This window comes from Pseudomonas sp. AN-B15, from assembly GCF_019056475.1.
Taxonomy (GTDB): domain Bacteria; phylum Pseudomonadota; class Gammaproteobacteria; order Pseudomonadales; family Pseudomonadaceae; genus Aquipseudomonas; species Aquipseudomonas parakoreensis.
Genome location: NZ_CP049737.1, coordinates 1,363,293 through 1,383,997 on the forward strand (window position 1 = coordinate 1,363,293; position 20,705 = coordinate 1,383,997).

The following is a 20,705-nucleotide window of genomic DNA, read 5'->3' on the forward strand; positions in this document are numbered from 1 at the left end:
CTTTATCACTGCGATGAAGATCCCTGTGGGAGCGGGCTTGCCCGCGAAGAGGCCAGCCCATTCAAAAGAGACGCCGGTTGATCCACCGCCATCGCTGGCAAGCCGCACCCACAGGTTTTGCAGTGTTCTGCAGACCGCTTTTCATTCAACTCTGGAACATCCCCATGAAGATCACCCCGATCCTCACGCAACTGCGTGCGCAATGCCCTGGCTTTGCCAATCACATTTCGGTGGGTGTCGATCTGGCTTTGCTGCAAGGCAATGCCGATCTGCCAACACCCTCGGCCCACGTGCTGCCGCTGGCCGATCTGGCCAGCAACAGCACCGCACAAAACCTCACCACCCAACCGATCCGCGACCGCTTCGAAATCGTCCTCGCGCTTGACGCAACCGACGCTACAAAAGCGCTGGATCTGTTGCACGACCTGCGCGCCGAACTGTGGCGCGCACTGGTGGGATTCAAGCCCGGCAACGACTACAGCGCCATCGTTTATGACGGCGGCGAAACGGTCTCGATCAACAGCAGCCGCGCCTTTTACCGGCTGCGCTTTTTTGCCGAGTTCCAGCTCGGCCGCAATCTGCCCAGTCAGCCTGCGGAGAGTTGGCACGAACGTGAACTGGACGGTTTGTCGTCCTTTACCGGGGTCACCGTGCGGGTCGATGCGATCGACCCGGCCGACCCCAATCTGAAACACCCGGGCCCTGACGGGCGCGTGGAACTGACTTTCTCTGGAGACGTAACCCCATGAGCAATCGCATTACCGTACTGCCGGCCGCTGGCCGTGCCGTGCCTGACCCGGAAGCGGGCGATCTGCTGCCCAAGGAAGGCCGTGAAGTGCTGGACAGCGCCTGGTGGCGCCGGCGTCTGGCCGACGGCGATATCACACTCAAAACCGCAAAAGCGGCTAAACCACAGGGAGCCAAATGATGGCGATCGGATTCAGCAACATCCCCGCGGACATTCGTGTACCGCTGTTCTATGCCGAAATGGACAACTCGGCCGCCAATAGCGCGAGCTCGAGCCTGCGTCGCTTGATCGTCGCTCAGGTCAACGACAACATTGCCCCGACTGAAGTTGGCAAACTGGTGCTGGTCTCCAGCGTCGCGCTGGCAAAAAGCATCGGCGGTCAGGGCTCGATGCTCGCCTCGATGTACGAGACCTTCCGCAAGGCCGACCCGATCGGCGAGATCTGGTGCCTGCCGCTGCACAACACCGAAGGCGCCATCGCCAAAGGCGTGCTGACCCTGACCGGTACCGCCACTCAGGCAGGCGTACTCAACCTGTACGTCGCTGGTGTGCGGGTGCAGGCCACCGTGGTCAACGGTGCCACCGCTGCTCAGGCGGCTACCGCTCTGGCGCAGAAAATCAACGCCACCGCCGATCTGCCAGTCAGCGCTGCGGCTGCTGAAGGCGTGGTCACTCTGACCGCCAAATGGACCGGCGACAGCGGTAACGACATCAGCCTGCAGTTCAATCGTCTGGGCAAGAGCAACGGCGAAGAAACCCCGGCCGGCCTGACCACTGCGATCACCGCCATGACCGGTGGCGCCGGTGTACCGGACCAGGTCGCAGCCGTGGCCGCACTGGGCGACGAGCCGTTCGAGTTCATCGCTCTGCCGTGGTCGGATCTGTCGACCCTCAACACCTGGCAAGCGGTGATGGATGACAGCACCGGTCGCTGGTCCTGGGCCAAGCAGCTGTTCGGTCACGTTTACAGCGCCAAGCGCGGCACCGTCGGCACCCTGGTTGCAGCAGGCCAAGCACGTAACGACCAGCACATGACCATTCAGGCGCTGGAACCGGGCGTCCCGCAACCGTTCTGGGTACAAGCTGCCGCACTGGCTGCGCGCACCGCGGTGTTCATCTCCGCCGATGCCAGCCGTCCGACGCAAAGCGGCAGCCTGCCGGGTGTTGATCCGGCGCCGGCCAGCGAGCGTTTCACCCTGACCGAGCGTCAGTCGCTGCTCAACTACGGCATCGCCACTGCGTACTACGAAGGCGGTTACGTGCGCATCCAGCGTTCGATTACCACCTACCAGAAAAACGCTTACGGCCAGGCCGACAACTCCTACCTGGACAGCGAAACCATGCACCAGTCGGCGTTCATCGTGCGTCGTCTGCAAAGCGTGATCACCAGCAAATACGGGCGCCACAAACTGGCTTCCGACGGCACCCGTTTCGGCGCTGGCCAGCCGATCGTCACTCCGGCGACCATTCGCGGCGAGTTGATCGCGCAGTACGCCAAGCTGGAACTGGAAGGCCACGTGGAGAACGCCGAGCTGTTCGCCGAGCACCTGATCGTCGAACGCGACGTGCAGGACCCGAGCCGCGTGAACGTGCTGTTCCCGCCGGATTACATCAACGGTCTGCGCGTGTTCGCACTGCTCAACCAATTCCGTCTGCAATACGACGACGCGGCCTGATCGCCGCGCTTGGCCGTAAGCATTCAGCCCACCTCGGTGGGCTTTTTTATTTGAAGGGAGTAACACCATGGGTCAAGTGATTGCAGGCACCTGCTACGTCAAAGTCGACGGTGCACAACTGACTATCAACGGCGGCTGCGAAGCCCCGCTGATGGCCGTCAAACGCGAAACCGTCGTACCGGGTTTCTACAAGGAAACCGACGTCGCGCCGTCGTTCAAAGTGACCGCGCTGCACACCGCCGACTTCCCGCTGAAGAAGCTGATCGAAGGCACCGACATCACCGTCACCTGCGAATTCAGCAACGGCAAAGTCTACGTGCTGGCTGGTGCCTATCTGGTCGAAGAGCCGGTTTCCAAAGGCGATGACGCCACCATCGAACTGAAATTCGAAGGCATCAAGGGGACTTGGCAATGAGCGGCGCCGTGAAGCTTCAGGTTGCGATCGAAGCTCACGGCGAGCCCCTGACCGAACTCGTCCTGCGCCGTCCGACGGTGCAGGAAGTGCGAGCGATCAAGGCGCTGCCGTACAAGATCGACAAGAGCGAAGAAGTCAGCCTCGACATGGACGTGGCGGCCAAATACATCGCCGTGTGCGCCGGTATTCCACCGTCGTCGGTCAACCAGCTCAATCTGGCTGACCTCAATGCGCTGAGCTGGGCCGTTGCGAGTTTTTTCATGAGTGCGGCGTCGGAGCCATCACCGACCTGATCGCAGTCGCCTATGACCTGGCCTGGTTCTGGAAGGTTGACCCCGAACAGATGATGGCCAGGCCACTGGATGTGCTCCGCGAGTCGCTGGAGCACGCGCAACGGATCAATGCGATGCAGCAGGTGCAGTGATGGCGAATACTAATTTGAGCCTGATCCCGCAGAACTTTCCCGTCACGGTCAACATGCTTGTGGTGCTCAAGGGCGCCGAGAAGATGGAGGTCGAGATGAAGGGGCTGCGCGGCAAGGTTGCAGCATTCAAGAAAAGCATGGAAGACAGCGGCCTTGAGCCGCTGGACGTGGCCGGTTTCATTGCCGAAGGTGGTTTGCTCAAGCCGTTTCAGGACGGCATCAAAAAAGCCATCGAAGCGCAGGATGCGCTGGCGAAGAAAGCCAGGGCACTCAAGGGCCTTAAAGTGCCGAAGGTGGTGCAGGGCGAAACCTCGGCCAACCTGGAAAAATTCAACAAGGCGCTGGATAACATCTCGCTGAAAATCGGTCAGGCGTTGTTGCCGGCGGTTAACGGCATCGTCACTGCATTGACGCCGGTAATGACTTCGATTGGCCAGTTTGTCGCCAACAATCCGTATCTGGTCGAAGGGCTGGCGGCCGCTGCCGTAGCGTTTACGGTGGTCACGGTCGGGGCGATGGGGCTGGTCGCGGTGCTGGGGATTTTGACCTCACCCATCGGGCTGATTGCGGCGGCTATCGCCGCAGCGGTGGCCATCATCGTGATCGGCGCGCGGTTGATTACCAATAACTGGGCGTCGATTTCCGGATTCTTCGGCGGGATGTGGGACTACGTCTCGACGAAATTCAAGGCTGGAGTCGCGGCGACCACACAGGCAATCGAGTCGATGAGCGCATCGATCAGCAAAACATGGGGAGAGATCAGCGCGGACTTCTTTGCCGGCGTCGACAGCGTCGTCAATATTTACAACGGCTTGGTATCGAAAGCGCAGGCAGGCACTGACAAGCTCGCGGCGGCTTTCGACTTCTCGCCGCGTGAGCTGTGGAACAAGGCGTTGGCGAAAGCCAGCAGCGTTGTCAGTGATTTTTTCGCCAGCACGATGGCGGATGCACAAGCAGGGATCGACAAGCTCAGTACGAAGTTCGCTTTCTCACCGCGTGAGGTGTGGAACAAGGCATTGGCGAAAGCCAGCAGTGTTGTGAGTGAATTCTTCGTCAGCACCATGGCGGATGCGCAAGCGGGTATCGACACGCTCAGGGCGAAATTCGGTTTCTCGCCGAGTGAAGTGATGAGCAAGGCTTTTGCAACTGCGAGCAATGTCGTCAGTGATTTCTTCGCTGGCGCACAGGCCAAAGCTGCTGCCGGTGTGGACGCGCTCAAGGCGAAGTTCAGTTGGTCGCCGGTGCAGACGATTACCGGCGCCTGGGGTTCGCTGAACAATGTGTTTGGCAATCTTGTTGGCGGTGTTGCAGGTAACGCCACCGCGCAGTGGGAGCAGGTCAAATCGATTTTCACGCAATCGCCGGTGGCGACGATTGAATCGGCTTGGCAACCCGTGGTTGGCGTTTTTTCGGCGCTTTGGGATGTCCTGCGGGCATCGATGGCCACGTTGCAGGAAAACCTGCGCAGCGTATTCGACGTCTTGCCGGTGGAGTCGGCAACGGCGGCCTGGAGCGGCGTGAGCGGGTATTTCTCCGGTTTGTGGGCGTCGTTGACCACGGATGCACAGGTGCTGAAGAGCGTCTTTGGCGATCTGTTCAGCCAGTCGCCGCTGGAGTCGATCCAGCAGAAATGGCAACCAGTGCTGACCTGGTTCGGTGAGATGTGGACCAAGCTGCAAGGCATCTTCGGGCAGGTCAAAGAACTGCTCGGTGGCAACTTCACCGCTATCTTCGCCACCCTCACCGGCACCAGCACGGCGGCACCTGCCGGCGGCGCGGCACTGAACAGCACGTTGCCGCAATCCTCCAGCGCCCTGATCCAGCAAAGTGCTGCCAACAACCGCACGCAACTCGAAGGCGGCCTGACCGTGCGCTTCGAAAACGCACCGGCGGGCCTGCGTACCGATCAACCACAAACCAATCAACCGGGCCTGGCGTTGTCGTCGCGCATCGGCTATCGCTCGTTGTCGGCAGGAGGTTCCAATGAACTGGCGTGACCGCTTGTTGCCGGCATCGTTTCGCGGTGTCGGGTTCTGGATCGATCAGGCGAAAACCCCGGTCGGTCGTAAAGGTCAGTTGCACGAATACCCGCAACGCGACCTGCCGTATTTCGAGGATCTCGGCCAGCAGGCCAAGACCCACGACATCACGGCGTTCATCATCGGCGCCGACTGCCTGGAGCAGCGCGACAAGCTGCTCAAGGCCTTGGAGGCGGGCAGTGGTGAACTGGTGCATCCATGGCTTGGACGTTTGCAGGTCAAGGTCGGCGAATGCGACATGACCCACACCCGCCAGGACGGCGGGCTGGTGACGTTCAGTCTGAAGTTCTATCCCGACCGGCCATTGCCGTTTCCGACTGCCACGGTCAGTACGCAAAAAGTCCTGTTGGCCAAAGCTGACACGCTGTTGGGTTCGGCGGTGGCGCGCTTCGAGCAGGCGATGACGCTGATCAAGGCGGCGCGCATCGGCATCGCCAATTTGCGCAATAGCCTGACCGGGGTCTACGAGGTGATCAAGGAGCAGCTCAAACCGCTGATCGAGCAGTATCGGCAAATCACCGAACTGGTCAAAGCAGTCAAGGAGTTGCCCAAGGAAGTCGCGGCGGAGTTCAAAGGCTTGCTCGGCGATATCAAGGAACTGAAGGCATTCGCGAAGGAGGGCTACCGTGGCGTGATTGCCGACGTGTCCCAACAACTCGAAGCCATCCGCAAGGCCGATGCGCCGAAGATCACCACCGGCAAGGACACCAACGCGGCGGCACAAGCCATGGCCGATCTGGTGCAGGACACGGTGCTGGTCAAAGTCGCGCAATGGGTGGCATCGATGCCGGTGGCGACAAGCCCGGTGAAACTGTCATCGACACCGGCGGTAGGGCAGCAGGCGACGAGCCCGGTGACCCGCCAGGAAGTCCCGGTCAGTGACGACATGCAGGCATTGCGTGACGCCGTGGCGGTGGCAATCAACCCGATGCTGGACAAGGCCGACCCGGCGCACTACCAGGCCATCAGCGATGTGAAAGAGGCGCTGCTTGCGCACCTCAAGGCCGTCGCGTCGTCGGGTGTGCGGCAAGTCAGCAAGTCGTTCCAGGAAAGCTTTCCGGCACTGGTGGTGGCCTACAAGTACCTTGGCGATGCGACGCGGGTCACGGAAATCACTCAACGCAACGGGATCACCCATCCCGGTTTCTCACCCAACGAAGTGAAAGTCTCCGGGGAGTAAACCATGAGCGAGATAGACAACCGCGTCACGCTGACCGTCAACAATATGGAATACGGCGGCTGGAAAAGCGTGGAAATCACCGCCGATCTTGAGCGTCAGTTCCGGACCTTCAAACTCGACATCACCTGGCAGTGGCCGGGGCAGACGGTGGATCAGCGGATCAAACCGGGTGACCCGTGCGAAGTGAAAATCGGCCAGGACCTGGTGCTCACCGGCTACGTGTTCAAGGCCCCGATCAGCTACGACGGACGCCAGATCAGCCTGAGCATCGAGGGCAGCTCCAAGACCCAGGATCTGGTCGATTGCGCAGCCACCAACCGGCCGAACCAATGGCAGGAGCAACCGCTGCTGAGCATCGTCCAGGCTCTGGCGGCGGAATACTCGCTGTACGTGGTCAACGAAATTCCCGAGACCGCGCGGCTCGCCAAACACACCATCGTGCCGGGCGAAACGGTGTTCCAGTCGATCGACCGTCTGCTCTCGCTGTTCCGGGTGTTTTCCACTGATGACGAGCAAGGCCGGCTGGTTCTGGCCAAGCCCGGTAGTGGTGGTCGGGCCAGTGACGCGCTGGAGTTGGGCAAGAACATTCTGTCGGCGAACGCGCCGATGGATCAGAGCCAGGTGTTTTCTGAGTACCGAGTGATCGGTCAGCAGAAAGGCTCGGACAAGAAGAGCGGGGCGGCCGTCAGCGAGGTTCAATCCAGCGCGGCTGATCTAAGCTTCAAGCGCCGCCGCACCACGATCATCAACGAGGGCACCGCACTGACGTTCGAGTTGGCCCAGCAACGCGCCCAATGGGAAAGCGCCACCCGCATGGGCCGGGCGCAGACCACCACCTATCAGGTGCAGGGCTGGCGTCAGTCCAATGGCGATCTGTGGCGCCACAACACGCTGGTGAAGGTCACGGATCCGGTGCTCGGGTTCGACAGCGACATGCTGATTTCCAAAGTCACGTATTCGCTGTCGTCTCAAGGCTCGGTGACCACGTTGCAAGTGGCGCCACCGCATACCTTCGATCCTGATCCAACGCCCCCGAAAAAAACGCCGGCCTGACACCGAAACCGAAGGGCATCACCTGATCCTGTGGGAGCGGGCTTGCCCGCGATAGCGCAGGTTACCGCAAACACTTCTTTGCCTGACACGCCGCCATCGCGGGCAAGCCCGCTCCCACAGGTTTTGTGTTGGCAAAGTATCGAGGATCAATTCATGAGCCTACTGACACGCCTGCTGGCGCGCGGCACTGTCGTGCTCGCCAACTCGGCTTCCAAGCTGCAATCGCTGCAAATGCGCCTCACCGCCGGTGAAGTGAACGACGACCTGGAGCATTTCGAACCGTACGGTTTCACCAGCAACCCGCTGGCCGGCGCCGAGGGCATCGTCACGTTTCTCGGCGGCGACCGTTCCCACGCCATTGCCCTGGTGGTCGCCGATCGCCGTTATCGCCTGCAGTCGCTGGCCTCGGGCGAAGTGGCGATCTACACCGACGAGGGCGACAAAATTCACTTCAAGCGCGGGCGCATCATCGACATCGAAACCGCCACCCTGAACATCCGCGCCAGTAGCGCGGTGAACGTCGACACGCCGGTGATCAACCAGACCGGCAAGATCGTTTCCACCGGCGATCAACTCGCCGGTGGCATCAGCCAGATCAAACACGTGCACGTCGGCGTGCAGGCCGGCAGCGGCCAGACCGGTGCGCCGGCAGGAGGCCAATGATGTTTATCAGCCAGAACCTCCACGCCGCACTGACCCGCGCCGTGCTCATCAGCCTGTTCACCTGGCGCCGCGCCGCCGATGACGACGCCCTCGACGACGATGAGCGCTTCGGCTGGTGGGGCGACAGCTTTCCCAGCGTCGCCGACGATCGCATCGGTTCGCGGCTGTGGCTTTTGCGTCGGGTCAAGCTGACCCGACAGACCCAGATGGACGCCGAGTTCTATGCCCGCGAAGCCCTGCAATGGCTGATCGACGACGGCCACTGCAACGCCATCGACATCATCAGCGAACGCCTCGACGCCCAGCGCCTGAACCTGCGCACGGTCCTGACCCTGGCCGACGGCGAACGTCTGGACATCAACCCCGATAACAGTTGGCAGGTGATCTATGCCGTTTGAAACCCCTTCGCTGCCGGTGCTGATCAAGCGCACCCAAAGCGACCTGGCCGGCGATTCGCTGCGCCAGTCCGATGCGCAAGTGCTGGCCCGCACCCTCGGTGGCGCGGCTTATGGTCTGTACGGTTATCTCGACTGGATTGCCGAGCAGATCCTGCCGGACAAGGCCGACGAATCGACCCTGGAACGCATTGCCGCACTGCGTTTGAACCAGCCACGCAAACCGGCGCAAGTCGCCACCGGCAGCGTCAGTTTTACCGCCACTGCCGGCGCGGTGCTCGACGTTGACACGCTGCTGCAAGCAAGCGATGGCCGTACCTACAAAGTCACCGCCGCGCGCACTACCGTCAGTGGCGGCAACACCACCACGATTGCTGCACTCGACGCTGGCAGCCTGGGCAATGCCGACGCCGGTCTGGCGCTGAACCCGGTGCAGCCGATCGCCGGCGTGGTCGGCAACAGTTTTGTGGTGCTCGCACCCGGCCTCAGTGGTGGCGTGGCGCGAGAAAGCCTGGAGTCGTTGCGCTCGCGGGTGATCCGCTCTTATCGCGTGATCCCCCACGGCGGTTCGGCGAGCGATTACGAGACCTGGGCGCTGGAAGTGCCGGGTGTGACGCGGGCCTGGTGCCGTGGCGGCCTGCTCGGGCCAGGCACAGTGACGGTGTTCATCATGCGTGATGAAGACCCGCAACCGGTGCCCAACGATGAACAACTGGCGGAGGTTCAGGCGTACATCGAACCGCTGCGTCCGGTGACCGCGGAAGTGCATGTGCAGCGGCCGATTCAGGTACCGGTGGTGTACCGTTTCAAGAGCGTCAATCCGGACACCACCGCTTTGCGCGCCGCCGTGGAAGCGCAGCTGCGCGACTTGCACAACCGCGAGGCCGACCTCGGTGTGGCGCTGCTGATCAGCCATATCCGCGAAGCCATCAGCAGCGCCGGCGGTGAGTACGATCACACGCTGACCGAACCGGCCGCTGACGTGCCTGCCGGGCAAAGCGAGCTGCTCACCTTCGGAGGTTGCGTATGGGGGGCATAAGAACCGCCGCGCAATACCAGGCGCAACTACGCGCCTTGCTGCCGAGCGGCCCAGCATGGGATCCGGAACGCGTCCCGGAACTCGAGGACGTGCTGCAAGGCGTCGCCGTCGAGCTGGCCCGTCTCGATGCCCGTGCCGCCGACCTGCTCAACGAGATGGACCCGGCAGGCGTCAGCGAACTGGTGCCGGACTGGGAGCGAGTGATGGAGCTGCCCGACCCGTGCCTGGGCGCTACACCGCTGTTCGACGACCGCCGCCTCGCCGTACGCCGCCGCTTGCTCGCGGTCGGCAGCCAGGCCGTCGGTTACTACCTCGACATCGCCAAAAGCCAGGGCTACCCCAACGCCAGCATCACCGAACACGAAGCCCCACGCATGGGCCGCTCGCGTTTTGGCGCAGCGCACTGGGGGACCTGGGAAGCTCAGTTCATGTGGACCCTCAACACCGGCGGCCGCCTGCTGCTGGGTCGGCGCTACGGCGCGAGTTACTGGGGCGAGCGCTTTGGCGTGAACCCGGGCTCGGCGCTTGAATGCCTGATCCACCGCAGTGCGCCGGCGCATACCAAGGTGCACATCAATTATGACTAGGGAGGAATGAGGGGATGGATTATCCGAAGAGCATGCCCGGTGTCGGTTTGGTCAACAGTCGTTTTGTCGATGAGAACCCGATCACCGGAACCCCCGGATCGTTGATTCCTGCGGAGTGGGGCAACGCCCTGACCGAAGAGGTTTTGACGGTTATCAAGGCTGCCGGGATTGAACCCACCGAGGGGCTCAACACGCAGTTACTCGAGGCGCTGCGTGGCAAGAAACTGTATGAAACGCCACCGCAGTTCGATGTCAGTCAGAAGGTTGCGACGACAGAATTTGTTCAGCGCGCGCTGGGCAGTCTGGCAGGGCAGACCAACTATGCAGGGGATGTCACGCTGACGGCTGCTGATGTTGGCAAGCTTTCAGTCTTCACTGGCCCATGTACGGTGACTCTGCCTGATTGGTCCAGTGTTTCTCCTGGTGGACTGGTCAGGATTCTGAGCAGCACCGGTAGTTTGACGGTAAAGGCTCGTAATGGTGAAAGTCTGAGCACCATCAATGGGGTATCCGCTACGTCCTTGTCATTTGCAGGGGGGTGTTTCGTAACCTTCAGGCGACTGCTATTGGGTGGGGGGTGGGGGCTGGACTCCGGCGATGGCGCGCTCAAATATTCGCCGATGTTCACCGCTTCACTGGGTACGAGCGGGGGCTACCAACGTCTTCCAAGCGGCCTGATTTTGCAATGGGGCCTTGCCACCGGTGGTGCATTGAGTGAAACCATCACCTACCCGATTGCCTTTCCGAACTCGGTACTTTTTCTGTCTGGCAGTGATATCTCACCGGGATTCGCGGATATACGTTTTTCTTTTTACAGACTCTCGCTCAGCCAGTTCCAGCGCTTCTCCAATATCGATCCTGGTGGCTGGAACTGGTTCGCCATGGGCTTTTGAAATCGGAGGTGAACACCATGAAATACATTGATTTCGATGCCCAGGGCGAACTTCTTGGGCGATACGACTCGGCTATTCACCTGCAGATTCCTGTCAGCGCGGTGGAAATCTCAGAAGAACTGTTCCTGCGCACGATTGATGAGCGCGACGGCATCTGGCGATATACCGACGGCAAGGTCACCAAACATTCTTTGCCGAACGCTTCGCAAGTGGTTGATGGCGAGCGAAGAGCTGCCGCCTTGGCGCGCCGTGATGAGCTGTTGGCCGAAGCCGATCAGCAAACCGTCGGCATGGCGGACGCCTACATCGCGGGCCTGCTCGATGCAGACGATATGCAGCGATTCAAGGCATTCGCGACCTACAAACTGGCGCTGAACAAGATCGACAAGCAGCCGGGCTATCCGCAAAACGTGGTCTGGCCTGTGCTGCCCGCCTGAGAACTGTTCCGGTCGGAAGCCTGAAAACCTGTCTAAAAAATCCATCACTCTGAATAACGGGAGGTCCGTCCGTGGACTATCCAAAAAGTGTGCCCAGCGCCGGTCTGGTGAATGGCAAGTTTATTGATGAAAACCCGCTGACCGGGACGCCGGGGTCGCTGATTCCTGCTGATTGGGGCAACGGGGTCACGCAGGAAATTCTCAACGTGATCAAGGCTGGGGATCTGACTCCGGACGAGAAGAAATACGACCAGTTGTTGCAGGCGATTCAGAGCGTTTCGGCCAAGGGCTGGAATCTGGATTCGGCGCTACCGATCGGTGCTCTCCCGACCGCGACGGTGGCGACGCCGGACGGTCGTCTGGCGATCACGCCGGCGGCGGTTTCGACGGGTGGTGGTCGGGTATCAATTCCGGCTGGAGTGCTGATCAGCCTTGGTCAGGAGGTGGTGGCCGGGCAGTTGGGGCGTGCGCGTACGTTCACCACCCAGATGTGGAGCAGTCCCGATTTGCTGCCGAGTACCGGCTACTTTCTCCGGGCGCAGGTGATTGCGGGCGCGCTGACCTTTTACATGCAGCGCGGCACGATTTACGACGCTACGCCAGACGGTTTGAAAGGGACGGTCAATGGTGCGGCGGGCGGTGGTTTCCAGTCGACGCCGCTGGACATCTGTCTGGCCTGGGTCGTTACGGCGGGACCCGGGTCTATACCCATTGTCAGGGCGATCTACAACCGTAACCGCTTGTCGTGGACGCAGACCGTCAATGGCAATGGCGTGGTTTACCTGCCACTTGATCCGCATGCCCGAGCGGCACGGTTGGTGGTGGGTAACCCGACGCCGCATCCCACCGGGATTACCAGCGTGAACTTCGCGCCGACGGGTTGGCTTGGAGGCAATTACTGCTACCTCAACCCGACTGTCGGGACGTCCAACAACTGGGATGGCTGGGCAACAGCGGGCGGCGCCGTACTGATTTTTTCCAGCAATGTGGTCAGCGACACAACCGTTTCGACCTTGACTGCCAGCTTCGATCACAACGAATTGCGCTCGCTGTGGCAGTCGTATCAGGCCGAACACACGTTGGGCGCAAGTAATGCCGCCAGTGACGAATTATTGTTCAGCATGGGGCTCAAGAGTGTTGGCCCGGCCGATTACGCAAATGGCATTGCGGTCAATTTCGCCGCCGCCGTGAACGTGAACTTTTCCTGGGAGCTGATCCGATGATCATCATTCAAGAGCTGCATCAGTTCGAGGAAGGCTTGCGTCCAGCACAGCCCTCCAGTGCCCATGTCTGGGATGGAGAAACGTGGCAGTTGAACGCTTCCAGAGTCGCCGAGCTGGAGCTTCACGAAGCCGAGCAATGGTGTTCCAAGGTCGACTCGGCGGCCGACAGTGCTCGCACCGTTTTGGCCGGCGACCCGCTCAAAGCCATGGAGTACGCCCAGGCCGCCGCCGACGCCCAGGCCTATCAGGACGCCGGTTATCCGAAAAAAGAGGTGCCACTTTCGGTTGCTGCTTGGGTAGTCAAAGGTCGAACTGCCAAACAGGCTGCCGAACAGATTCTGAGCAAGGCCGATCAGCTTACCGATCACTTGTTGGCCCTGCGCACTTTGCGTCTGAAGGCCAAACAGCAGATCCGTGCGCACGCGGCCAAAGGCAATCCCGATCTGGCGCGAAGAGCGAGCGATGACGCGTTGGCGGCGATTCGCGAACTGGTCAGCAGCCAGAATCTCTAGTCGCAACGCCTTCGTTCTGCATCACCCAAGCCCACTTCGATGTGGGCTTTTTATTTTCAGAAAACAGACCGCCGCTGGCTCGTACTCGCGATCGCCGCGACGCGGATCATTTGTATTTCAGAGGAACGAGAAACCTATGGATTATCCAAAAAGCGTCCCCAGCGTCGGCCTGGTCGATGGTCGCTTCGTCGATGAAAACCCTGTGGCTGGCACGCCGGGTTCGTTGATTCCGGCGGTGTGGGGCAACAGCGTGACTCAGGAAATTCTGAGTGTGATTAACGGTGGCGGGTTGGTGGCTGCTGAAGCCGATACCGGTCAGTTGTACAAGGCGATTCAGTCGATTATCGGCAGAGCCAGCCCGATGCGTTCGGTCATCACCCGATTGTCCGCGTCGAAAACCCTGACCGAGGCCGAGCTCGGCCTGGTGCTGATCGACGGCAGCCCGGGGGCTGTGACCGTGCTGCTGCCACCGGCCAACGCCGCACTCGGTGTGCGCGACGTGATTGTTCGGCGGGTGGACAACAGCGGCAATCGCATGGTCATCCAGGCGTCAGGTACTGACGGGATTCGTTTTCACACCCATCTGTCGGCCAGCGGTTATCCGTTCTTCGTATTGATGGGCGGCGGTGACTGGTGGCATTTGCGCAGTGACGGGGCTGGGAGCTGGTGGCCGGTAGGTCGCTTTGACAATACCCCGCTGGGACGGCCGTTTTTCGAGACGACTCTGATGCTCAGTCCCGGCGGTTACGGTGCATTGAACGGCACCGTGATGAAGCGTGCGGAATGGCCGTGGCTGTGGGATCACGCCCAGCAATCGGGAATGCTGGGGACTGAAGCCTCACGCGTAGGCTCCGAGGGAAAATGGACCATAGGTGACGGTGCGACGACCTTTCGTGGCCCCGAAGGGCGAGGGGAATTTCTGCGGGTTCTGGATGAAGGCCGTGGTGTGGATGCAGGGCGGGCGATGGGTACTTTTCAGCCTGGATCTTTGCACTCGTATGCCCAGGGCGCCAACGGCGGAGGTGCTGTCGGCGCTTATTGGTCGGATAGCCTGACCTACTTTGGCGCAGATACGCGTGAAGAGCCCCAATACGTTACAGGGCTGGTCAATGGCGGCCCGATCTTTCCGGTCAACACCACCTACCAGAGGGATACCGCAGCAGTTTTGCTCTACGCCTTCAAATCCCGCCCGCGCAACATCGCCTATCCCGGCCGCATCAAACTCATCTGAGGCACTTTATGTTCAATTATCTATTTGATGGTTCGGGCGCTCTGTCCGGGCCCGTCGAGTTCATTGTCACGCCCGGCATTGGTGTCCAGCTACCCGGTAATGCTGTTGAGCTGGCGTACGAGTTACCTGAGCCGGAAACCGGTCGTAGCTGGGCACTGATCAACGGTGTACCGCGTGAGGTGATCGATCGTCGAGGCATGGTTTATCGCAAGGACGGCGGTGCGCAACAGATCTGGACCGAGCTGGGTGAGTTGCCGGACACCCTGACCGCGCAACCATGGCCAGGTGAATTCCACATCTGGCGCGACAACGCTTGGGAACTGGATGAGCAAGCTCGTTTGGCGAGCATCAGACAGCAATCGCTCGGCCAGCGCGACGCATTGTTACGTGATGCCGTCCTGCGCATCGCCCCGCTGCAATACGCCGAAGATATCGGCGATGCCAGCGATGACGAACAACTGCTGCTGATCGAGTGGAAGCTTTACAGCGTAGAGCTGAACCGGATCGAAAAACAGGCTGGTTTCCCCGATGAAATCACCTGGCCGGTTGCGCCCGGGTCAGCAGTAAACACCTGACTCACACACAAGGAGAAGTACCGTGGACTACCCAAACAGTGTTCCGAGTGCCGGTCTGGTCAACGGCCGGTTTGTCGATGAAGACCCGATCGCCGGCAAACCGGGGTCGCTGATTCCGGCCAGTTGGGGCAACGGCGTTACCCAAGAGTTGCTGAATGTCATCCAGGCAGCGGGCCTCGCCGCGTCAGAAGCCAAGACCGATCAGCTGCTGACTGCCTTGCGCAGCAACCGATTGTTTGCGACACCACAACAGTTCGATAACAGCCAGAACGTAGCCACCACCGGGTTTGTGAACCGCAGCGGTACGCAATTTTCCGGTTTCACAACCTATGCGACTAGCGCTGCTCTGACAGCGGCTCAAGCGGGGGGAGTAGTAAGTTTCAACAGCAACACGTCGGTCACGGCCACGATGCCGGTCACCACCAGTGTCATAAGCACGAGCACGCTGACCATCCTTAATCTTGGCACTGGTGTACTGACGATCAACCCGGCGCCGAACGACCGTATTGTCAGCAGTAATACGGTGGGGTCGCTGGTACTGGGTATCGGTGACTCCGCGCAGCTTTTCCGCACAGGTAACGACTGGCGCCTTTATGGCGGCTCGGTCAGCGACCGGTTCGCTTCGATTCATTCCGGTGTCTTTGGTGATGCCGGCTATCAGCGGTTTGCGAGCGGCGTTATCGAGCAGTGGGGATCGGCAGTTTCGGATGCCAACGGCGATATCAATGTCGTATTCCCTATCGCTTTCCCCAATGCATTCAGCAACATCGTGGCGACTCATGCCGGGGGCGATAGCGCCATAGTGATTCTGAGTGGCAACCCGGCGGCAAACAAATTCGGGTGCCATTTGAAAATACGCAGCTATCTCGGCACGGTCTCTGCCGGCTGGACTGTCCACTATCAGGTGAAGGGTTATTGAATGAACGTCTACAGTGTTCTCTTCAGCGCCAGCACCCGGGGCGTTTATGTACCGGGTATCCATTTGTCGCACATTCCCGACGACGTTATCGAAATTCCCCAAGCCTATTGGACCTCGCTCCTGCAGCAGTTGTCGGTCTCGGCAAAAGTGATTGGTGTGCGGCCCGATAATGGCTTCCCCATTCTCGTTGACCCGCCGCCGCCTTCATTAGAAGAGGCGGCCGACGCTGAACGTCATTGGCGCACCGCGCAACTCGCCGCCACCGACGGTCTGGTAGCACGTGACCGCGATGAACTCGAGGACGGCGGCGGCACTACATTGACCACCGAGCAATACGCCGAACTGCAAACCTATCGCCGTGAGTTGCGAGACTGGCCGCAAGATTCTTTTTTTCCGTTCACCGAGCACCGGCCGGTAGCGCCGAGGTGGCTGGCTGCTGCGCTGTAATTCATCAGGGAAGTTGAAATGGATTATCCAAAAAGCGTTCCCAGCGTCGGGCTGGTGAACGGCAAGTTCGTCAATGAAGACGCCGTCGCTGGCCTGCCCGGATCGCTGATCCCGGCAACCTGGGGCAACAGCGTTACCGATGAACTGTTGAATGTCGTCAAATCTGCAGGTCTTGAACCCAGCGAAACCGATGCCACACAACTGTTGCAGGCGCTGAAAAAAATCAGTCAGGCCGGTGAAGACAAGCATGCGACCGATATCGGTGCGACCAATCTGTACATGGCCAACTACCTGCCCGCCATCACTACGTTGAAGGACGGTCTGGCGCTGCGCTTCACCGCTGGCAACGCCAACACCGGGGCGAGTACGTTTGCTCCGAATGGCTTGCTGCCCAAGCCGCTGGTGAGCCTGGCGCTGAGTGCGTTGCGGCCTGCCGAGATTGTCGCCGGCAGTGTGTGTTCGGTGGTGTACAGCGCGGCGCTGGACAGTTGGGTACTGGTGTATGCCAGCGGTGCTGGTGCGGCGAGTGGACGGTTATTGGGAGTGAAGACGTTTACCTCGTCTGGCACTTATATACCGACGGTGGGGATGAAGAATGTGTTGGTGAAAATTGTCGGCGGAGGTGGCGGGAGCGCAGGGATTGCCGCGACGAATGCCAGTCAGATCACCGTCTCGGGAGGTGGTGCTTCAGGCAGTTATGCCGAGGCCTGGATCCCTTCCTCAAGTGTTGGCGCTAGCCAGATCGTGACAGTGGGCGCAGCAGGTGCTGGGGGAGTAACCGGTGGTAATGCCGGGCCCGGTGGAACGAGTTCAATCGGATCCTTGGTCTCCGCACCAGGTGGTGGCGGCGCACCAAACGTCGGTGTGATTGGACTCGCTGATTTTGGCTTGTTTGTCGGTGGTTTCCCCAGCACTGCGGCCACTGGCGCAAATATTGTCAGCAGCGCAGGGGCTGCGGGCAGTCCCGGAATCAGCGTCAACGGTTCGATTCTTGCCGGGCATGGAGCGCTTTCACCCTTGGGCGCGGGCGGATTTGGCAGCAGCGTTGCGGCAGCTGTGGCTGCACCCGGCTCGGGTTATGGTTCCGGCGCGGGCGGCATCGCCAATGCTATGAATCAACCGGGCAGACCCGGCGCCACCGGAGCCCGTGGCGTTGTGATCATCTACGAGTACGCCTGATGAAAACCTACGCACGCATCGTCAACAACACTGTGGTCGAACTGTTCTCGACTGACGGCAACATGGCCGAGATGTTTCACCCGGATCTGATCTGGGTCGATATCACCGACATTACTCCGCTACCGCAAATTGACTGGAGCGCCAACTTCGGCACCCTCGGCTGGGTGTTCACAGCCCCCGAAGTCGCGGCACCGAACAACACCCTGACAACTCTGGCAAAAAAATGGCTGGGGGGCGTTGTCCGCCATCCATGATTCAATCGGAGCATCCAGGGAGGATTACGCATCATGCAAATCACTGAAGACAACCTTAAAACCATCATGCCCAACGCCCGCTCCCAAGCGGGCGTTTTTGTTTCTGCACTGAATAACGCAATGACTCGCCGCCATATCGACTCGCCAAAACGCATCGCCGCGTTTCTCGCGCAAATCGGCCACGAGTCGGGGCAGTTGCAGTACGTGCGCGAACTGGGCAACAACCAGTACCTGAGCAAATACGACACCGGCACGCTGGCCTTGCGTCTGGGGAACACGCCCGAGGCCGACGGCGACGGGCAGAAGTACCGGGGTCGCGGGCTGATCCAGATCACCGGGCGCAGCAACTATCGCCAGTGCAGCCTCGGCCTGTTCGGCGATGAGCGTCTGCTGTCCTTGCCTGAATTGCTTGAGCAACCGCAATGGGCAGCGGAATCGGCGGCATGGTTCTGGGAACAGAACGGCCTGAACGATCTGGCCGACCGCGACCAGTTCAACAGCATCACCCGGCGGATCAACGGCGGGTTGAATGGCCTGCAGGATCGGCTCGACATCTGGGCGCGGGCGAGGGCGGTGCTATGTCCATCTCCTGGCGCCTGATCGGCATTTTGCTGCTGGCTGCGGTGGCCGCTGCGCTGGCCTGGCAGTTTCAGGACTGGCGCTACGGTCGACAACTCGCGGAGCAGGCGCGGTTAAACGCCGACACCCTCAATCAGCTGAATGTGGCCGCAGCCACCGCGCAGCAGATCGAGCAGGATAAACGTCTGGCCCTTGAGCAACGCCTGGCGGCCAGTGAACAAACCCACTATCGAGCCATGAGCGATGCCCAACGTGATCAAGATCGCCTGCGCGATCGTCTTGCCACTGCTGATCTGCGCCTGTCAGTCCTCATCGACGCCGGCGACGCTGCCCAAGGCTGCGGGGTGCCAGCCACCGCCGGCCCCGGCGGCGTGGATCATGCAGCCGTACGCGCCCGACTTGACCCGGCGCATGCTCAACGAATTATCGCCATCACCGACGCCGGCGACCGCGGACTGATTGCCCTGCAGGCCTGTCAGGCCTATGTCAGAGCGCTGGCGCCCGAACATTTTGAATGAGTCTGTGTATTGAAAGCGCAACCGGGTCGTGTACGGTGGTAGTCATTCCACCCGATCCGGAGCGCACCGTGAAAGAGATCACTCAACTGGCTGCCGAGCTTGGCCGACGTTTGCAGTTGCTCAACGCCCACGTCACCACGGCCGAGTCGTGTACCGGTGGCGGGATTGCTGAGGCGATCACGCGGATTCCCGGGAGTTCGGCGTGGTTCGAGGCCGGGTACGTGACCTACTCCAACCGGCAGAAGACCCGGCAACTGAATGTGCCCGCCGACTTGTTCGGTACGGTGGGTGCGGTCAGTCGCGAAGTCGTCGAGTCGATGGTGCGTGGTGCGCAGAAGCACAGCCTGGCGCGGTTTGCCGTCGCCGTCAGCGGCGTGGCCGGGCCCGATGGCGGTACACCGAACAAGCCGGTGGGCACGGTGTGGCTGGCGTGGGGCGTGGGCGATGCGATTTCCAGCGAGGTTCAGCACTTCCCCGGCGGCCGCGACGAAGTGCGCCGACAAACGGTGAAGGCCGCGCTAGAGGGGCTGTTGCGACTAGCGGCACGAGAAATCGAAAATCAGGGGTAGGCGATCCGCGAACGCTGTGGAATAATACTGGCTACTTATACAGGTGTTGGCCGTCAGGCCTTATTGATTACGTGAGGACTTTAATGGACGACAACAAGAAGAAAGCCTTGGCTGCGGCCCTGGGTCAGATCGAACGTCAATTCGGCAAGGGTGCCGTAATGCGTATGGGCGATCAGGACCGTCAGGCGATCCCGGCCATCTCCACCGGCTCTCTGGGTCTGGACATCGCACTCGGCATCGGCGGTCTGCCAAAAGGCCGTATTGTTGAAATCTACGGTCCTGAATCTTCCGGTAAAACCACACTGACGCTGTCCGTGATCGCCCAGGCGCAAAAAGCCGGTGCGACCTGCGCCTTCGTCGACGCCGAACACGCCCTCGACCCTGAGTACGCCGGCAAGCTGGGCGTCAACGTCGACGATCTGCTGGTTTCGCAGCCGGACACCGGCGAACAGGCACTGGAAATCACCGACATGCTGGTGCGCTCCAACGCCGTCGACGTGATCATCGTCGACTCCGTGGCGGCACTGGTACCGAAGGCTGAAATCGAAGGCGAAATGGGTGACATGCACGTGGGCCTGCAAGCCCGTCTGATGTCCCAGGCGCTGCGTAAAATCACCGGTAACATCAAGAACGCCAACTGCCTGGTGATCTTCATCAACCAGATCCGCATGAAGATCGGCGTAATGTTCGGCAGCCCGGAAACCACCACCGGTGGTAACGCGCTGAAGTTCTACGCTTCAGTCCGTCTCGACATCCGCCGTACCGGCGCGGTGAAGGAAGGCGACGAAGTGGTCGGCAGCGAAACCCGCGTCAAGGTTGTGAAGAACAAGGTGGCGTCGCCGTTCCGTCAGGCCGAGTTCCAGATCCTTTACGGCAAGGGCATCTACCTTAACGGCGAGATGATCGACCTGGGCGTGCTGCACGGTTTCGTCGAGAAGTCCGGCGCTTGGTATGCCTATGAAGGTACCAAGATCGGTCAGGGCAAGGCCAACTCGGCCAAGTTCCTGGCAGACAACCCGGAAGTCGCTGCCAAGCTCGAGAAGCAGCTGCGTGACAAACTGCTGTCGCCAGCAGTGATTGCGGACTCCAAGGCCTCTGCGGTCAAAGAGACCGAAGATGACCTGGCTGACGCTGATATCTGATCGCAGCG

At 60.6% G+C, this 20,705-nt stretch carries 26 protein-coding genes; all 26 read left to right on the plus strand.

Annotated elements, in window-relative coordinates; all coding sequences use genetic code 11:
• The first annotated feature begins 164 nt into the window (after window positions 1-164).
• The 26 genes from GTQ41_RS06170 (at window position 165) to recA (ending at window position 20,697) form a co-directional block, all read left to right on the plus strand.
• Complete coding sequence (locus GTQ41_RS06170; protein WP_047291953.1) at window positions 165-749, plus strand: hypothetical protein; 585 nt, start codon at window positions 165-167, stop codon at window positions 747-749.
• Complete coding sequence (locus tag GTQ41_RS06175) at window positions 746-928, plus strand: DUF2635 domain-containing protein (protein WP_041072263.1); 183 nt, start codon at window positions 746-748, stop codon at window positions 926-928. Before GTQ41_RS06170 ends, GTQ41_RS06175 begins: the two co-directional genes overlap by 4 nt.
• A complete protein-coding gene (locus GTQ41_RS06180) occupies window positions 928-2,424 on the plus strand; it encodes a phage tail sheath subtilisin-like domain-containing protein (RefSeq protein ID WP_047291956.1) in 1,497 nt (498 codons plus the stop codon). The genes GTQ41_RS06175 and GTQ41_RS06180 overlap by 1 nt, the downstream gene beginning before the upstream one ends.
• A gap of 67 nt (window positions 2,425-2,491) precedes the next feature.
• On the plus strand, window positions 2,492-2,839 hold the full coding sequence (locus GTQ41_RS06185; RefSeq protein WP_007964335.1) for a phage tail tube protein: 348 nt from the start codon (window positions 2,492-2,494) through the stop codon (window positions 2,837-2,839).
• Complete coding sequence (locus GTQ41_RS06190) at window positions 2,836-3,132, plus strand: phage tail assembly protein (protein ID WP_047291958.1); 297 nt, start codon at window positions 2,836-2,838, stop codon at window positions 3,130-3,132. Before GTQ41_RS06185 ends, GTQ41_RS06190 begins: the two co-directional genes overlap by 4 nt.
• A 130-nt stretch (window positions 3,133-3,262) precedes the next feature.
• Window positions 3,263-5,260 (plus strand): hypothetical protein, encoded by a 1,998-nt coding sequence (locus GTQ41_RS06195; RefSeq protein ID WP_047291960.1) that lies wholly within the window; start codon window positions 3,263-3,265, stop codon window positions 5,258-5,260.
• Complete coding sequence (locus tag GTQ41_RS06200) at window positions 5,247-6,482, plus strand: DNA circularization protein (protein WP_095667372.1); 1,236 nt, start codon at window positions 5,247-5,249, stop codon at window positions 6,480-6,482. The genes GTQ41_RS06195 and GTQ41_RS06200 overlap by 14 nt, the downstream gene beginning before the upstream one ends.
• Before the next feature lie 3 nt (window positions 6,483-6,485).
• Complete coding sequence (locus tag GTQ41_RS06205) at window positions 6,486-7,535, plus strand: phage baseplate assembly protein (protein WP_047291965.1); 1,050 nt, start codon at window positions 6,486-6,488, stop codon at window positions 7,533-7,535.
• A 153-nt stretch (window positions 7,536-7,688) separates the two neighbouring features.
• A complete protein-coding gene (locus GTQ41_RS06210; RefSeq protein ID WP_047291966.1) occupies window positions 7,689-8,198 on the plus strand; it encodes a phage baseplate assembly protein V in 510 nt (169 codons plus the stop codon).
• Complete coding sequence (locus GTQ41_RS06215; RefSeq protein WP_047291967.1) at window positions 8,198-8,596, plus strand: phage GP46 family protein; 399 nt, start codon at window positions 8,198-8,200, stop codon at window positions 8,594-8,596. Before GTQ41_RS06210 ends, GTQ41_RS06215 begins: the two co-directional genes overlap by 1 nt.
• Entirely contained in the window at window positions 8,586-9,632 is a 1,047-nt protein-coding gene (locus GTQ41_RS06220) for a baseplate J/gp47 family protein (protein ID WP_047291969.1), read from the plus strand. The genes GTQ41_RS06215 and GTQ41_RS06220 overlap by 11 nt, the downstream gene beginning before the upstream one ends.
• On the plus strand, window positions 9,620-10,219 hold the full coding sequence (locus GTQ41_RS06225) for a YmfQ family protein (protein WP_108181847.1): 600 nt from the start codon (window positions 9,620-9,622) through the stop codon (window positions 10,217-10,219). Before GTQ41_RS06220 ends, GTQ41_RS06225 begins: the two co-directional genes overlap by 13 nt.
• 14 nt (window positions 10,220-10,233) lie before the next feature.
• A complete protein-coding gene (locus GTQ41_RS06230; RefSeq protein ID WP_047291972.1) occupies window positions 10,234-11,112 on the plus strand; it encodes a hypothetical protein in 879 nt (292 codons plus the stop codon).
• A gap of 17 nt (window positions 11,113-11,129) precedes the next feature.
• Window positions 11,130-11,549 (plus strand): tail fiber assembly protein, encoded by a 420-nt coding sequence (locus GTQ41_RS06235; RefSeq protein WP_131671869.1) that lies wholly within the window; start codon window positions 11,130-11,132, stop codon window positions 11,547-11,549.
• A gap of 71 nt (window positions 11,550-11,620) precedes the next feature.
• A complete protein-coding gene (locus GTQ41_RS06240; protein ID WP_047291975.1) occupies window positions 11,621-12,772 on the plus strand; it encodes a hypothetical protein in 1,152 nt (383 codons plus the stop codon).
• Window positions 12,769-13,284, plus strand: coding sequence for a hypothetical protein (locus tag GTQ41_RS06245; protein ID WP_047291976.1), 516 nt, complete (start codon window positions 12,769-12,771; stop codon window positions 13,282-13,284). Before GTQ41_RS06240 ends, GTQ41_RS06245 begins: the two co-directional genes overlap by 4 nt.
• A 136-nt stretch (window positions 13,285-13,420) precedes the next feature.
• Window positions 13,421-14,515, plus strand: a complete 1,095-nt coding sequence (locus GTQ41_RS06250) for a hypothetical protein (protein ID WP_047291977.1) — start codon at window positions 13,421-13,423, stop codon at window positions 14,513-14,515.
• 8 nt (window positions 14,516-14,523) lie between these two features.
• Complete coding sequence (locus tag GTQ41_RS06255; RefSeq protein WP_047291978.1) at window positions 14,524-15,090, plus strand: tail fiber assembly protein; 567 nt, start codon at window positions 14,524-14,526, stop codon at window positions 15,088-15,090.
• 22 nt (window positions 15,091-15,112) lie between these two features.
• Window positions 15,113-16,009 (plus strand): hypothetical protein, encoded by an 897-nt coding sequence (locus GTQ41_RS06260; RefSeq protein ID WP_047291979.1) that lies wholly within the window; start codon window positions 15,113-15,115, stop codon window positions 16,007-16,009.
• Window positions 16,010-16,456 (plus strand): phage tail assembly chaperone, encoded by a 447-nt coding sequence (locus tag GTQ41_RS06265; RefSeq protein ID WP_047291980.1) that lies wholly within the window; start codon window positions 16,010-16,012, stop codon window positions 16,454-16,456.
• An 18-nt stretch (window positions 16,457-16,474) separates the two neighbouring features.
• On the plus strand, window positions 16,475-17,635 hold the full coding sequence (locus tag GTQ41_RS06270) for a hypothetical protein (RefSeq protein WP_047291981.1): 1,161 nt from the start codon (window positions 16,475-16,477) through the stop codon (window positions 17,633-17,635).
• Window positions 17,635-17,889, plus strand: coding sequence for a hypothetical protein (locus GTQ41_RS06275; protein ID WP_047291982.1), 255 nt, complete (start codon window positions 17,635-17,637; stop codon window positions 17,887-17,889). The genes GTQ41_RS06270 and GTQ41_RS06275 overlap by 1 nt, the downstream gene beginning before the upstream one ends.
• Before the next feature lie 33 nt (window positions 17,890-17,922).
• Window positions 17,923-18,489 carry a glycoside hydrolase family 19 protein gene (locus GTQ41_RS06280; RefSeq protein ID WP_047291983.1) on the plus strand — a complete coding sequence of 189 codons (567 nt, stop codon included), beginning with the start codon at window positions 17,923-17,925 and terminating at the stop codon, window positions 18,487-18,489.
• Window positions 18,468-18,986, plus strand: coding sequence for a lysis system i-spanin subunit Rz (locus GTQ41_RS06285; protein WP_047291985.1), 519 nt, complete (start codon window positions 18,468-18,470; stop codon window positions 18,984-18,986). The genes GTQ41_RS06280 and GTQ41_RS06285 overlap by 22 nt, the downstream gene beginning before the upstream one ends.
• Window positions 18,987-19,054: 68 nt before the next feature.
• On the plus strand, window positions 19,055-19,555 hold the full coding sequence (locus GTQ41_RS06290) for a CinA family protein (RefSeq protein ID WP_047291987.1): 501 nt from the start codon (window positions 19,055-19,057) through the stop codon (window positions 19,553-19,555).
• A gap of 83 nt (window positions 19,556-19,638) precedes the next feature.
• A complete protein-coding gene (gene recA, locus GTQ41_RS06295; protein WP_003222269.1) occupies window positions 19,639-20,697 on the plus strand; it encodes a recombinase RecA in 1,059 nt (352 codons plus the stop codon).
• Window positions 20,698-20,705 lie beyond the last annotated feature (8 nt).